The sequence below is a fragment of the Mycobacterium sp. NGS57 genome (assembly GCF_059812405.1).
The window spans coordinates 23,918-37,624 of the sequence record NZ_JCALCP010000013.1 but is presented as its reverse complement, the minus strand read 5'-3'; the positions used below and the strand labels follow the sequence as shown (position 1 = coordinate 37,624).

The 13,707-nt window shown below is 69.1% G+C and carries 13 protein-coding genes; 6 read left to right on the top strand and 7 right to left on the bottom strand.

Features of this window, described 5'->3' with window-relative positions; translation table 11 throughout:
* Positions 1-27: 27 nt before the first annotated feature.
* From AC5Y43_RS21970 to AC5Y43_RS21955, 4 genes are all read right to left on the bottom strand, one after another.
* Complete coding sequence (locus AC5Y43_RS21970; protein WP_499975984.1) at positions 28-495, bottom strand: hypothetical protein; 468 nt, start codon at positions 493-495, stop codon at positions 28-30.
* 147 nt (positions 496-642) lie between these two features.
* On the bottom strand, positions 643-1,149 hold the full coding sequence (locus tag AC5Y43_RS21965) for a hypothetical protein (RefSeq protein ID WP_499975983.1): 507 nt from the start codon (positions 1,147-1,149) through the stop codon (positions 643-645).
* 117 nt (positions 1,150-1,266) lie between these two features.
* Positions 1,267-4,512, bottom strand: coding sequence for an arabinosyltransferase domain-containing protein (locus tag AC5Y43_RS21960; RefSeq protein ID WP_499975981.1), 3,246 nt, complete (start codon positions 4,510-4,512; stop codon positions 1,267-1,269).
* A complete protein-coding gene (locus AC5Y43_RS21955; protein WP_499975979.1) occupies positions 4,509-7,805 on the bottom strand; it encodes an arabinosyltransferase domain-containing protein in 3,297 nt (1,098 codons plus the stop codon). The genes AC5Y43_RS21960 and AC5Y43_RS21955 overlap by 4 nt, the downstream gene beginning before the upstream one ends.
* Positions 7,806-8,051: 246 nt before the next feature.
* Here AC5Y43_RS21955 and AC5Y43_RS21950 point away from each other — a divergent pair, with 246 nt between their 5' ends.
* Positions 8,052-9,191: a BTAD domain-containing putative transcriptional regulator gene (locus AC5Y43_RS21950; protein ID WP_499975978.1), complete on the top strand. Its 1,140-nt coding sequence runs from the start codon at positions 8,052-8,054 to the stop codon at positions 9,189-9,191.
* Positions 9,192-9,196: 5 nt separating this feature from the next.
* Here the strand turns inward: AC5Y43_RS21950 and AC5Y43_RS21945 are convergent, their stop codons facing one another.
* From AC5Y43_RS21945 to AC5Y43_RS21935, 3 genes are read right to left on the bottom strand one after another with little or no spacing between them, the layout of a single operon-like run.
* Positions 9,197-9,820 (bottom strand): maleylpyruvate isomerase family mycothiol-dependent enzyme, encoded by a 624-nt coding sequence (locus AC5Y43_RS21945; RefSeq protein WP_499975977.1) that lies wholly within the window; start codon positions 9,818-9,820, stop codon positions 9,197-9,199.
* Positions 9,817-10,299: an SRPBCC family protein gene (locus AC5Y43_RS21940; protein ID WP_499975975.1), complete on the bottom strand. Its 483-nt coding sequence runs from the start codon at positions 10,297-10,299 to the stop codon at positions 9,817-9,819. Before AC5Y43_RS21940 ends, AC5Y43_RS21945 begins: the two co-directional genes overlap by 4 nt.
* Positions 10,296-10,631, bottom strand: a complete 336-nt coding sequence (locus AC5Y43_RS21935; RefSeq protein WP_499975974.1) for an ArsR/SmtB family transcription factor — start codon at positions 10,629-10,631, stop codon at positions 10,296-10,298. Before AC5Y43_RS21935 ends, AC5Y43_RS21940 begins: the two co-directional genes overlap by 4 nt.
* Before the next feature lie 93 nt (positions 10,632-10,724).
* On the opposite strand from AC5Y43_RS21935, the gene AC5Y43_RS21930 reads away from it, so the two are divergent.
* The 5 genes from AC5Y43_RS21930 to AC5Y43_RS21910 all read left to right on the top strand — a co-directional run bounded on the left by AC5Y43_RS21930 (position 10,725) and on the right by AC5Y43_RS21910 (position 13,684).
* Entirely contained in the window at positions 10,725-11,021 is a 297-nt protein-coding gene (locus tag AC5Y43_RS21930; protein ID WP_499975971.1) for a hypothetical protein, read from the top strand.
* A gap of 30 nt (positions 11,022-11,051) precedes the next feature.
* Complete coding sequence (locus AC5Y43_RS21925; RefSeq protein WP_499975969.1) at positions 11,052-11,387, top strand: hypothetical protein; 336 nt, start codon at positions 11,052-11,054, stop codon at positions 11,385-11,387.
* A gap of 165 nt (positions 11,388-11,552) precedes the next feature.
* Positions 11,553-12,338: a hypothetical protein gene (locus AC5Y43_RS21920; RefSeq protein ID WP_499975967.1), complete on the top strand. Its 786-nt coding sequence runs from the start codon at positions 11,553-11,555 to the stop codon at positions 12,336-12,338.
* 39 nt (positions 12,339-12,377) lie between these two features.
* Positions 12,378-12,872 carry a hypothetical protein gene (locus AC5Y43_RS21915; RefSeq protein ID WP_499975966.1) on the top strand — a complete coding sequence of 165 codons (495 nt, stop codon included), beginning with the start codon at positions 12,378-12,380 and terminating at the stop codon, positions 12,870-12,872.
* Positions 12,869-13,684, top strand: coding sequence for an HTTM domain-containing protein (locus AC5Y43_RS21910; RefSeq protein WP_499975965.1), 816 nt, complete (start codon positions 12,869-12,871; stop codon positions 13,682-13,684). Before AC5Y43_RS21915 ends, AC5Y43_RS21910 begins: the two co-directional genes overlap by 4 nt.
* Positions 13,685-13,707 lie beyond the last annotated feature (23 nt).

The following is a 13,707-nucleotide window of genomic DNA, read 5'->3' as shown; positions in this document are numbered from 1 at the left end:
TAGGCGCTCACCCGTGAGTTCGCTCGATCATGCCGCTGGGCGAAGACCCGGGGCCGATTCTGCCGCGTGCGACCCGGACCGGCCTACGACTGGAGCCCAGCCGACGTAGGTCAGGTACAGCCCGATCAGCGCGAAGAGGAGGCAGGCCGCGATCCACCAGCCTTGCGCGCCGACCATGTCGTTGGCCAACGACACGAAAGCCCGGGGAAAGGAGAGAAGGAGCAGCCCGCGCAGCGCGATCAGCCAGCCGAGGAGCGACACGATGATCGCCGCGGCGCCGCGCCAATACTGGTGTACGGCGACGACGAGAAGGCCAAGCAGCAGGATGAAGGCGCCGCTCACCCATGTCCACAGCGAATTCGCCTCGAACTGAGACAGGAGCGTCTGCATGTCGGCAGAACGGGTCACTGCCGTGGCGTCGACGATGACCAGGAAGGGGCCGAGCGCGCGGGCGAGCGTGCGCGTCGGTGCCTGAGACTCCGGTGAACCGTTCATTGCGGTACCTCCGATTCGTATTCCCCCATCGGATCATTCGGTCGAAGCGCGGGAAAGGGACCGAAGTCCCGTCCGTTCGAGGCCTTCGTCCTCCGGTGATGAAAGCTCGGCGACAGTGCGCGCCACGACGTCGGGTGCCGATGCGCTTTACGCCGGCACCACGAATTCGGAGGTGTAGAACTCCGCCGGGTTCTGGGAGTGCGGGTTGGCGCGCTCGACAATCACCCAGACGCCCGTCGTGCCCTGACGAAGGCTGTCCTGAACGGTCACTGTGGCGTTGCCGGCGGCGTCGGTGTCCATGCCGGTGAACGCGGTGCCCGGATCCCCGGGACCACAGGGCGCCGAGGAGGGCCGGGGTAGCTGGATCAGGCCGACGTCGAAATGGGTGCCGGGCTCGTTCGGAATCGTCACGTGCACCTGCGCGACGGCGCGCGACCCGGAGGTGTTGATCACCGCCGATCCAGTGCCCAGGGGCGGGTGGGGCACCTGCGCCGCCTCGGTCACCCGGCTGAAGTCGCACCGCCGCAACGAGCTGACCAAAGCGACGATGGTGCCGCCCTCGGCGGCCGCGGTGACACTCTCGCCCGTCGCCGCCGGTGCGGTCAACGCGACGATCGCCGCACCACAAGCCCCGAAACGTGTCAGCACGTGCATGGGATCACCTTCGTACTTTCCTGTTAGGTACGCCACAGGGAAAGTAGTTATTGCCAGGCGGTTTACCGCGGTAAACATCCGGCCGGAATTACTTGAACGTCAATTGCCGGCCGCGCGTCAGGGCTTGATGCGGATCGGCCCCGGCGACCACAGCCCGCTGCGGGTCGCGGTGCCCAGCTGCAGTTGCGCGGGCCCGGCATCCACGAGGGTGTCGAACTTGCGCAGCGAGCCCCAGTCGCGGCCCCAGTCGCGGGACAGGTAGGTCGACATCACGTGGGCGCGCAGCAGCAGGTCGGTGATGCCCAGCAGGCCGCCGTTGACGCCGTCCTGCCAGGTGTCGGTGTCCTGCTTCTTGGCGTTGTAGTCCGGCGTGATGCGGAACTTCGGGATCTCGGTGACGCCGTTGACGTGCAGCATCGGCTGTTGGCAGGGGAACGCCAGCCCCACGGCCCAGTCCATCAGCACCGGCTGCGACGAGCCGACGTACTCCTGCAGGGAGCGCAGCTCGGGCACGCGCGGCGGGGTCACCGCGATCCAGTCCTCCGGCGTCAGCGACAGATCCTCGGCGACCACCCGCACGGCGACGGCGTCCGCGGGCATCTCGGAGCGGGCGTAGCGCAGGTTGCGCCAGGTCTTCGGCTGCTCCCCGTAGAGGTCGAAGGGGGTCAGCCGGCCGGCCGCCCGCACATCGTCGGGCCCGCCGGGACCGGGCCTGCCGTACTCGAGCGCGACGGTCTGGCCGCTGGTGTGGTGGTGCAGGATGCTGTTGCCGGTGATCTTGCCGGCGGCGGTCACCACGACCAGCGGGTGGCCGTCGTCCGGCTTGGGCAGCCGGTACCACGCCGACGTCAGCCTGCTCTGCTGCTGCGCGCCGGTGGTGTAGCTGCCCGCCACCGGAACCCGGTCGGGGTCAAGCCCGTAGGGCAGGGGCACCAGCGAGCCGTTGACGCCCGGCGCGTCGAGCTTGGTCGGGGCGTCCCAGTCGTAGTCGGTGCCGGGCTGCGCCACCGTCGTCTCCTTGATCGACTCGGCCAGGGTGCGTTCGGGCACGCCGTTGGGGTTGAACCCCGTCGGGTTGACGCCGCCCAACAGGCCCAGCGGGCCGTAGTCGCCGCGCTCCCCGAGTTTGAGGGGCGCCATGAAGCCGACGTTGCTGTCCGGCTCGACGAGCACGTCGTCGGCCAGGCCGCAGCCCCCGCTGAATTCCCGCAGGTTGTCCCAGGCGTTGGAGTAGGTCGGGTACTGACGAACGATGCCGGCCACCATCGACCCGATGAACACCAGCGCCATGAAGCCGGCCGCAATGGGGACGGGCGCAGCCGTCAGCGCCCGCGCCAGGCGCCCCTCGCCGCGGCTCCGGGCCGCGAAGTGCAGATACACCGCCCACAGCGCGGCAATCGCGAACAGGGCGAAAAAGATTGTGCTGATGGAGATTCCGCCGATTCGCGGCATCGCGCTGTTGAACGGAACACCGTAGCTGGACACGTACCACCAGCCGTTGGTGGTGGCGAAACACAGCGCCAGCACGAACAGCAGCGCCGCCAAAAACGCCATCCGGTTGCGCGACCAGCGCAATATCTCATGCGACACCAGCACGGTGGTCAGCGCGGCCATCGCCGCGCCCACCGCGGCGAACAGCCCGAAGTGGTGCACCCACTTGGTGGGGGTGAACATCAGGAAGAACATGGTGCCGAAGATGACACCCATCAGCCGCCACGCCGGACCGCGCGCCACGCCGGGAACTCGCTTGCGCCGCAACATGATAAATACCGCCGTGAACAGGCACAGCGCGGTGACCAGGAAGCCGAACCGGCGCGACAGCGAGCCGTCCACGGTGGGCAGAATCAGGTAGTAGTAGCGCAGGTTCTCCGTGTACCAGGCCTGGCTGGGCCCGATCGAGGTGCGAATCCTGGTGGCTTCCAACACCGTCGACAGCGTCTGGTCGGCGAACACGACCGTCAGGATCACCGCACCCGCCGCCAGCATGGGCGCCACCAGCGGCCAGGTACCGACCAACCGGTGGCGGCGCACCAGGATGCGCAGGATCGGGCGCCCACCGGCGATCAACGCGGCGACCGCGATCAGCCCGGTGGGCTGGACGCCGAGCGTGAAGGCCGCGGTGATGACGGCCAGCGCCGCGGGGGTCAGCCGGCTGTACCGCATGGAGCGTTCGATCAGCACGTAGGTGATCAGCGAACCGACGGCGATGATCGGCTCGGGGCGCAGGCCGTTGTCGAACGGCATCCACGCCGTCAGCAGCACCAGGCCCGCCGCCCAGTTGGCGGCCTTGCTGGAGGCGACCGCGGGTCCGAGCCGGGGGAGCACCTCGCGCGACAGCAGCAGCCAGCACACCAGCCCGGCGACCAGATCCGGCAGCCGCATCCACAGGCTGGCGTCGGTGACGTGGGTCATCAGCGCCAGCAGGTTGTAGTACCAGCCGAACGGGTCCTCCGGGCTGCCGAACCAGCGGAAGTAGTTCGACATGTAGCCGGCCCGGTCGGCGACGCGGGCCATGCCCAGGATGTAGCCGTCGTCCGACGAGTTCGCGCCGATCACGTGCCAGAGCACGAACCCGGCGATCACCGTGGCGTCGGCGACGGTGAAGGTGCGCCAGTTCGCCGGGATCAGTCGCCGCATCCGGTGACCGTCGAGCTGGTCGAGGCGCCACAGCGCGACCAGCGAGACGACGGTGGCCAGGATCGCCAGCACGATCGCGGTCAGTTTCAGCGTGGTCGGGGTCGTGGAGAACCGGGTGTCGATGTTCGCCGACAACTTCAGATCCGGCGGGGCCGGGCCGCTCAGGTCGGTGAACACCCCCACGATCTGCGGCCGCAGGTTCGGGTCGGGGAAGCCGCCCGAAATGGGTTTGCCCGCCGCATCATTGAGCCCGACGAACGTGGCGAACGCGCCCGCTTTGGTCGACGTGATCTCGATGTGCCGGCATTGCGGGGAGGCAACCTGATCGCGGGGCGCGCTGGCGATCACCACGTTGCGGTCGGTGACGTCGACCCGCTTGCCGTTGACGACGACGAACAGCGCGTTGAGGGCGGCGTCCTTGCCCTTCTTGGGCGCGGTGCTCAGCACCACCCCGCCGTCGGGCGGCAGGCCCCGCACCAGCGAGCACGGCACGGTCGCCGTCACGTCGACGGGGGTCAGCGAAATCAGTGGCGCCGTAACGTTGTTCAGTTGTCCGCTTTGCGGCCAGTTCAGGGTCGCGGTGGTCTGCACGACCGGCAGCAGCGGCGTGGCGACCGACAGGACGAAGCCGATCAGCCCGGCGATCGTCGCGACCCAGCGCGTCACCCGCACGCCGTCGCGCGTCTCACGCCGCGAGGTGGCCGCCCGTTCGTCGATCACGCTCATGGCAGGGCCCGAATCGGTCCCGGCCGGCTCCAGCCGTGCACTGTCATCACACCCTGTTCGATCGCGGCGTCCGGCGCCTGCTCAGCCGGCACCAACCGGAAGTACTGCTCGACCGATCCCCAGTCGCGATGCCAGTCGCCGCGCAGATACGTCGGGACCGTCGCGGTGCGCAGCATTGTCTGCAGGAACAGGAACGGCCCGCCGGCCTCGCCCGCCTGCCACCCGTTGGACGACGACGCCGTTTGTTTGTGATCGGGCAGGATGCGGTACCGCGGAAGTTCGGCAACGCCAAGGTGTTCGGAGAACGGCCGCTGGCACGGGAAGTTTGCGGCGGTGGCGATGTCCATCAGTACCGGGTCGCGCGAACCGAACAGCTGCTGCAGGGTCTGCAGCACCGGGACCCGCGGCGGCGTGAACGCGAACCACTGATCCGAGCTCAGGTTCGGGTCGTAGGCGACGATGCGTGCCACATTGGCCTCCGGGGGCGCCCACGTCAACGGGAAGCGCAGGTTGCGCCACGCCGGCTCCGGCCCGATGTCGATCGGCTGCACCTCCGCGAGCGGCTGGGTGGTGCCGTCCGGGTGGGCGACGCCCCACTGCAGCTTCAGCGACTGGCCGTAGGTGAAGGTGCCGTCCTCCTTGTACGACCAGATCGCACCGGATGCCGTCACCGCGACGATCGGGCGGTCGCCGGTGCGCGGGGGCAGCTGGTACCAGGCGGAGGTGGCGGTGGCGGCCAGCGAGTTCTCCCCGTAGCTGCCCATCACCGGGGTGCGCGCCGGGTCGAGGCCGAACGGCAGCGCCGCATGCGAACCGTTCACTCCCGCAGGGCCTTTCCCGCCGGCGGTGCCCGCGGAGTCGCTCATGGCCGCGTTGGGCTTGTTGGGCGACGCGTCGGAGTTCACCACCCCCGGCTTGGTCACCACCGGGTAGGACCTCAGGTCACCGCCCACGCCGTCGGGTTTGAAGCCGACCGGATTGGCGCCCCCGAGCGGGCCGTCCGGGCCGAACGCCTGCCCCGGAAGCGGTTGCAGCAGGCCGACATTGGGGTCGGGCTCGGTCAACACGTCGTCGGCCATGGCGCAGCTGGTCGTGGAGAGGCCCGAACTGATGGCGGCGAGATTGGCCTTGCCGATGGTGTAGAGCGGGTACCGGAAGACCGCGCCCTTGGTCAGCGAGGCGACTTCGCCGACGACCATGATCGTCGCGACCACCAGCAGGGGGGTCGACGCCAGCACGCGGTTGCGCCGGTTGTCCTTGACCTCGGTGTGGCCGGCGTAGTCCATCCGGAAGTGCTGCCAGGCGGCCAGCAGGCCGGTGATGATCGACAACGTCAGGAACATCGACGTCACCGGGTGGCTGGCCACGACCGGCTGGATGTCGTACCACGGCACCCCGTAGTTGGCGACGTCGAACCAGCCGTTGATGCCGGAGGTCGCCACCGCGAGCACGAACAGCAGCGCGGTCACGTACAACGTCAGGTTGCGGCGGTTGTGCAGGCCGAGGCGCGCCAGCGTGAACGCGGTGACCGCCCCCAGCGCGCCGGTCACCCCCGCGAACGCGCCGAACTGCACGGCCCACTTCGTCGGCGTGAACGTCAGCAGCAGCAGGCCGATCGCGGTGGCACCGATCAACCGCCACGCCGGGCCGGTCGCCAGCCCCGGCACCGCGCCGCGGCGCAGCAGCACGACCAGCATCCCGAACAGGCACAGCAGCATCACCAGCACGGCGAACCGCCGCGCCATCGATCCTTCGGCGTTGCTTTCCACGGTCAGGAAGTAGTAGCGCAGCCAGTCCTGGTACCAGGCGATCGTCGGCCCGACCTTGTACTTGATGCGCGCCGACTCGGCGACCGTGGCCAGCGTCTGGCTGCGGAACACCACCAGCGCGATCGACGACACCGCGGCGGCCAGCACCGCCAGCGGTGCCAACAACCCGTCGGCCGCCCGGCGCCGCCGGATCACCTGGGCGATGGCGCGGGCGCCGGTCAGCAGCGGGGCGACGGCGATCAGCCCCTGCGGCGCCAGGGCGGCGGTCAGCATCGCGACCACGATCGCGACCGCGGAGGGCGCCAGCCGGCCCAGCGCGATGGCGCGTTCCACCAGCACCCAGGTGACCAGCACGCCGAGCGCGATCAGCGGCTCGGGACGCAGCCCGTTGTTGAACGGCAGCCACGCGGCCAGGAATACCGCACCCGCGGTGAACACCGCCACCCGGTTGGTGGCCAGGCCGCCGCGCGCGGGCCCCAGCCGCCGCAGCACCCAGTGGGAGATGATCAGCCAGCCCGCGATCCCGGCCAGCGTGGCCGGCAGCCGCATCCACACGCCGGCGGTGCTGATCGAAGCCAGTTTGGACAGCATCGCGAGATACCAGTCGAACGGCGCCTCGGTGGTGCCGAAGTACCGGTAGTAGTTGACGACGTAGCCGGCCTTCGGCGCGATCCGCGCGATGGTCAGGTTGTACCCGTCGTCCGACGAGGTGGCGCCGATGACATGCCAGAGCAGCAGCGTCGCGATCACCCCGGCGTCGGCGAGCCTGGGGGCACCTCCCGCTCGCGGGGGAGTCGCGGCGCCGACGCGCCACCTCGTGCGGAATGGGCCGCGGCTGCGCCGATCCAGGGCCGCGAGCCCCACGATGGCGACGAGCACCGCCAGCCCGCCCACGACCAGCACGACCTTCTTGAGGGCCGTCGGCGCCAAGATGAACCGGGTGTCGATGTCGACGCGCGCCGACAACCCCGGCTGCGGCGGCACCTTCAGGTCGGTGAAGATCCCGCCGACCTGAGGCTTCTTCTCGGACGGCAGGACGCCGGAGGCGCCGGGGATGCCGACGAAGTCCGCGCCCGCCGCGCCCACGTCGGCCCACAGGTGCAGCACGCTGCAGGCGCTGGCCGCGACGGCCGACCGCTGCGCCACCGCGGCCACGGTGTCGCGGAAGGCGACGACGATCACGTCCTTGTCCGCGCGCACGAACAGCCCGTTCTTGCCGGCGTCCACGCCGCCGGCCGGCAGGGTCGAGACGACCAGGCCGCCGCTGGGCGGCAGGGTCGCCATGGCCGAGCAGGGGATGGAGACGTCCAGCGCGCGCGGCGCGCCCGACACCAGCGGGGCGGTGACCTGGGTGACGTGCCCGTCTGTGGTGCCCTGCGGCCACAGGACCGTCGCCGTCGTCTGCTTCACCGGCAGCAGCGGGACGATCAGGCACAGCAGCAGGCCCACCAATCCCGCGACGGCGGCGATCAACGGGATGCGCTGCGATCGCTCATTTCCGTCGTGGGGTCCGTCGTGGGGCACGAGGCTCGATGGTAGGGGACGCCGCCTGCTCGGGTGAGGACGCAGGGCCGCTCAACGATTTGTCGCCGAGTCTGCGTCCAGCGCGCCTTGCGGGGGGCCGGCCGCGATCTGTGTGCAGTCTCGACGGGCTGTTGTGGTTTGGCGCGGCCGGCGCACGAAATAAACTCTCGTCCCAACGTTTGCGTTCAAAATGGGGACCCGGGAGCACCCGGAACCGCTCCGATGACGCGGGAGGCTGGCAGCGCGATGACGAACACGGGTCTCGGGTTCGGCGCCTTGGGACCCTTGCTGCTGACAAGCCACGGCGTGCGGGTGCCGGTGGGCGCCCCGAAGCAGCGGGCGGTGCTGGCCATGCTGCTGATCAACCGCAACCGGGCGGTGTCCGTCGACTCGTTGATCAACGCGGTGTGGGACGAGGATCCGGTGCCGGCCGCGCGCACCAGCATCCAGGCCCACGTCTCCAACCTGCGCCGGCTGCTGCGCTCGGCCGGCGCCGACGCCAACCAGGTGCTGGCCAGCGCCCCGCCCGGCTACCAGCTCAGTGTCGCCGACGCCGACTGCGACCTGGGACGCTTCACCGCGGCGAAGGTGGCCGGAACGCAGGCCGCCGCCGCCGGACGCTACGAAGAGGCCAGCAGGAACCTGTCGTTGGCGCTGGGCGAGTGGCGCGGGCCGGTGCTCGACGACCTGCGCGGCTTCGCGTTCGTCGACGCCTTCGCCACCGCGCTGACCGAAGAAAAGGTGGCGGCCCACACCGCGCGCGCCGAGGCGGAGATCGCGTGCGGGCGCGCCGACGGGGTCATCGGCGAGCTAGAGGCGCTCACCGCCGAACATCCCTACCGCGAACCGCTGTGGGCGCAGCTGATCGTCGCCTACTACATGACCGAACGTCAGTCCGATGCCCTCGGCGCCTACCGGCGGCTCAAGACGGCGCTGGCCGAGGGGCTCGGCATCGACCCCGGCCCGACGGTCAGCGCCCTGCACGAGCGGATCCTGCGCCAGGAACCGGTGGGCGCCAGGGCGGGCGAGCTGACCACGCACAAGCGCGGCGCCGCCAGCTTCGAGCCGACGACGTCGTCGATACCGCTCGCGGACTCCGCGGCGGCCGGGCTGCGCGGCCCGCGGGGACGGCTGTATCGGCTGGCGGGCGCGATCACCCGGATCGGGCGTTACACCGACAACGACATCGTGCTCGACGACACCGACGTCAGTCGCCACCACGCCGTGATCACCGACACCGGAACGGGTTTCATGATGACCGACCTGCGGTCGACCAACGGCGTGGAGGTGCAGGGCCAGCGCATCCGGGGCAGCGCCACGCTGGCCGACGGCGACCACATCCGCATCGGCAACCTCGAGTTCACCTTCGAGGTCGGCCCCGCCTGACGGCGCTACTTGCGCAGGCGCCCGGCCAGCGTGCGCAGGCCCGGGCCGTCGAGGTCGGCGAGCGCCGCGGGGCGCCCGGACATCGCCAGCAACAGCGCCTCGCCGGGGCCGGTGACCTCGGGCCCGCTGCCGTGGGCCCAGTCGATGTCGGTGGCGCGCAGCCGAAGTCCCCTGACCCGGCGCCCGGCGCCGAGCCTCGGATTGCCCGGCACCAGCGCCAGCACCCGCGCGAGCCGGTCGGCCGGGACGTTGCGCGGACGACCGAGCGCGCGGCGGATGTCCTGGTGATGGATGGTGCCGTCGACGAGTGCGATCATGCCGCCGAAACCCGCCGTCAGCCCCCGGGGTTGGAGGTGATTGCGCAGGAACTCCAGCAGCTGTTCGGGGCTCAGCTCGGCGAACTCGTCGACGCCCACCTGGTTGGCCCGTACGATCGCGCCCTTGGCGAACCGCCCCAGCAGCCCGAGAGGGCCGAGCTCCTCGTAGCTGACCACATGCGCGACAACATCTTTGACGGTCCACTTGGTGCACAGGCTCGGCGCCGCCCAGTCCTGGGGCGACAACGTGGCCAGAAAATCCGCGAGGTCGGCCCGCTCGGCGCGGGCCATGGTCATCAGGGTCTCCGTCACTGGTGGACTCCGGTGCCGAGCAGGGCAACGTAGCGGTCCAGGTACAGCGGCCAGCCCGCGTCACCGTCGACACCCCGGGCGACGGACTCCCAGCCCGCACCGTGGCGGTCCAGGTGGCGGTGCTCGAGGTCGACGCGCGTGCGCTCGCGCGACTCTGCGGTGAAGCGGATCTCGACCTCGCTGGCCCTCGACGGGTCGGCCTGCACCTGCCAGGTGGAGCCGATGTCCCAGGCGAACACGACGCGGTGGGGTGGCTCGTAGAGCAGGATGCGCGCCCACCGGCACACGCTGCCGTCGACGCCGCGGTCGTAAATGTGCCCGCCCACGCGGGCCTCGAAGACCGTCTCGGCGATCGGGACGGCGAGCAGGTTGTGCTCGCGCGGCTTGAAGTCGCCGAATCGGTCGGTGAAGACGGCGAAGGCGCGCTCGATCGGGGCGTCGACGACGACATGGTGTGCGACGTTCGGGGTTCGGGTCATGACGGCTCTCCTTTGCTCTCGTCGATCAGCTGCGCATAGTTGGCCAGCGCTTGGGCCCAGAAGCGGTCCAGCTCGGCGCGCAACGCCTGCAGGCCGGTGGGGTCGAGCTGATAGACCCGACGGGTTCCCGAGGCGCGGTCGCGAACCAGTCCCGCGGACTTGAGCACCTTGAGGTGCTGCGAGACGGCGGGCCGGCTGACGGGCAGATCGCGGGCCAGCTCGCCGACGGGCGCCGGGCCGCCGTGCGCGAGGCGTTCCACGATGGCGCGCCGGGTCCCGTCGGCCAGGGCCACCCAGGCGTCCCCGTTTCGAGCGGCTTGGTAAGTGGCCACGAACCGTAAGTCTAGACTTACCAATACGTGCGAAGCAACGCCCACAACAAATTCGCAAGGATTTCACTAAGGCCCGGCGGCACACTTCGTCACATGAACACCGGCTACCTGAAGCGGATCGTCGCCGGGGCACTGCTCTCGGGCACCGTCGGGGTGGCGGGATGCGGGCTGGCCGCGGGCACCGCCCAGGCCGGCCCGAGGGGTCCGTACCAGTGGTGCCCGGGCCAACACCTACCGGAAACCGACGTGGTGTGGGACATGAACGTCTGCCACACCTGGTACTGGGTCGACTACGGGTTCCAGGCCAACCGCGGCCACTTCGTCTACGAGGGCGACCGTCCGCCGCCGAATCTCGGCTGCATCCCCGGGCTGTGCCTGCCCGGGCTGTGACACGACAAGGGACGACAGAAGGAATCAGCCATGAACACCCCTCGAACGTGGAAGCGGACGATCGCCGGGGCGGTGCTGTCGGCCGGCGTGGCGGCGGCGGGTTTCGCCGCGGCCACCGGGACCGCGCACGCCGACGCGTGGGCGGAAGGGCCGCATCAATGGTGCCCGGGACAGCCCCTGCCGCAGGCCGACATCCGGTGGGACATGGGCGCCTGCCACACCTGGTACCTGCTCGTGGGCGGCCCGAAGGGCAACGTCGGCGGCCGGTGGAACACCATTTGGGACGGCCCTGACCCGCCCGCGCCAATCCGCAAGCCGCCGGGAAATTGCGGCCTGTTCTTCTGTCCCGAGCCACCGGGAGGCTGACGCGACTACGTCTTGCGCAGAGGCCGGTCGTCCGCTGTTCTCCCAAACGGACCCGGAAGTAAAGCGCCGAAAAGTGATTCATTTCAGCCCTGGCTCAACGCGTTTCTCCTGGTATACGGTGATGCACACTGCCGCGCGCTGCACTCGATACGAGAGCGAGGTCGCATGCCTGAGGAGAATCTCGACGGGCCGTACGCCATCGTCACCGCCGAGGCCCGGGCACGGCCGATGCGGACGACGCCGCTCGAGGTGATCGACGGCTCGCAATCCGCGATCGGGTTCCCGGGGTCGCTGCTCGTCTTCATCGCCCGGCGCGGATCCGCGGTGCTCGACGCGGTGCGGGCCGCGGCCCGCGGCGATGAGAACAGTGCCGATCAACTGCGCTCACGCTACGGCCACCAGGTGTCCGAGGAACCCTCGCATGCGGCAAGCCAGGCCATCGCCGAGGCGATGGCCGCAGCGCCGGTGTTCGCGCACTTCCTGCACGGCGGCGAAGTTCTCAACCGCGGGTTGTTCCTTCCCGAGGGCGCGGAACTGGTGGGGACGGCGTTGGCCTACACGGGCGGCCGGCTTTCCCCAGACGGTTGCGCCCTCGCTGAGTACTATCAACCCGATAGCGACCTGGAGCTCGACGGGGTTGTGGTGCAGATTGCGCCGCCTTTGACCGATGCCGAAAGAACGTTGCTCGCAGCCGCACCCGCCGACCGCATGGTCGAGGCAGCGGTCTGCGAAGCCACCACCTGGTGGGGCGTGGCTTTGGCGGCGGGTTTGGTCGCGGGCGCCGTCGGGATCACAGTAGTGGTGACGGTTGCGGCGATGAGGGTCGATGATCAGATCGACCGACTCTCGGAGGACGAACTCGCGGGGTTCGATGATTCGGCGTCGATCGACCAGTTGCTAGAGGTGCGACGACGCCTGCTGCGCACCCGACTCCGCGGCCGGAGCCAATAGTCCCCGATCGACCGGTTTTCCAGGAGCCGTTACCGGACAATGCAGATCGCGATCGCCACGGTTTTCGCGGTGTGGCTGTTGGCGTCGGTTCTCGTCTACCTTCCCCGTTCGAGCAAGGTGATCCGGCGACACGATCAGCTGCTGCTCGTCCCGAATTGGCAGTTCTTCGCCCCGATACCCGCACGCCACGATTGCCACTTTCTCTACCAAGACAAATATGGAGACGGAACCCTGAGTGAATGGACCGAGGTGAGAATCAACGGCCGGCGCCGTTGGTTCAATCTGGCGTGGAACCCCGACAAGCGTTTGCGCAAAGCGCTTTTCGATGTCGAGCAACAGATGAACGTGCACCTCGCGGCGGATGACAAAGGCATCGCGGTGTCGGTTCCTTACCTCACACTGCTTAACTACATCTCGCGCCTACCACGGACAACCCCACCGCACTTCACCCGGTTTCTTATGATGCGCGCCAGTGCCAGCGCCGATACTGAGGACAAGCGAATCGTCTACGTTTCGGGGTTTCACCGACTGTGAACGTCTTCTCCGACGCGCACACCGCCTTACTCGTTGTCGCCAAGATGACCGCGCTCGGCCTGCTCATCTGCAGTCTGGAGTTCCTATGTCGACCACAGTCGCTGGATGATGCGGGTTTGATGTCCTGGTCCATCACTCGGCTTCGACACCGGCGGCTCGCGAGTGGTCTCCTCGGTGCCAGTCTGGATGTGGCCGTGCGCTATCCGAGCGTGCTCGCGGTGTTGGCGGTGCGTGCTGCCTTCGCCGTCGCGGTGTTGGTTCTACCCGGCCCGTTCGCGGTGAGCCCTGTGCTGACGGTCCCCTTAGCGCTGACGTCGCTTCTGGTGTTGCTGCACAGTAGTTATGGCCTGGACGGTGCCGATCAGATGCTGTGGATACTCGTCGGTGGCCTCGCCCTGGTGACCCTGCCGATCGCCGCCGGTGCGTCACGCATCTACCTGTGGTTCGTCGCCCTGCAAGCGTGCCTCTCATACTTCGTCGCCGGTGTCGCCAAGCTCTCCGCGCGAGGGTGGCGAGACGGCAGCTTCCTCGTCGCGATAGCTCAGACTTCGATGTACGGGCAGCAGCGGATTTCGGCGTTCCTGGCGGCGCGACGGCACACCTCCATTGCAGTCAGCTGGCTGATCATCTTGTGGGAGAGCATGTCTCCGATCGTTCTGGTCGCGCCGCCCCCGATTGCGGCGAGCCTGCTGTGCGTCGGCATCGCATTTCACTTCGTCAACGCCGTCGTCATGGGGCTCAACACCTTCTTTGTGGCGTTCGTGGCGACGTATCCGGCGATTGCCTTTTGCGTCGAATCTCGCGGGTTTTAGTCCGGCTCAACGTTGTAGAGTCC

Bases quoted from the DNA above. Each gene is read 5' to 3' on its own strand.
- AC5Y43_RS21965 (WP_499975983.1), bottom strand. From the start codon at position 1,149: ATGCACGTGCTGACACGTTTCGGGGCTTGTGGTGCGGCGATCGTCGCG.
- AC5Y43_RS21960 (WP_499975981.1), bottom strand. From the start codon at position 4,512: ATGAGCGTGATCGACGAACGGGCGGCCACCTCGCGGCGTGAGACGCGC.
- AC5Y43_RS21930 (WP_499975971.1), top strand. From the start codon at position 10,725: ATGAACACCGGCTACCTGAAGCGGATCGTCGCCGGGGCACTGCTCTCG.
- AC5Y43_RS21920 (WP_499975967.1), top strand. From the start codon at position 11,553: ATGCCTGAGGAGAATCTCGACGGGCCGTACGCCATCGTCACCGCCGAG.
- AC5Y43_RS21915 (WP_499975966.1), top strand. From the start codon at position 12,378: ATGCAGATCGCGATCGCCACGGTTTTCGCGGTGTGGCTGTTGGCGTCG.
- AC5Y43_RS21970 (WP_499975984.1), bottom strand. From the start codon at position 495: ATGAACGGTTCACCGGAGTCTCAGGCACCGACGCGCACGCTCGCCCGC.
- AC5Y43_RS21940 (WP_499975975.1), bottom strand. From the start codon at position 10,299: ATGACCCGAACCCCGAACGTCGCACACCATGTCGTCGTCGACGCCCCG.
- AC5Y43_RS21925 (WP_499975969.1), top strand. From the start codon at position 11,052: ATGAACACCCCTCGAACGTGGAAGCGGACGATCGCCGGGGCGGTGCTG.
- AC5Y43_RS21950 (WP_499975978.1), top strand. From the start codon at position 8,052: ATGACGAACACGGGTCTCGGGTTCGGCGCCTTGGGACCCTTGCTGCTG.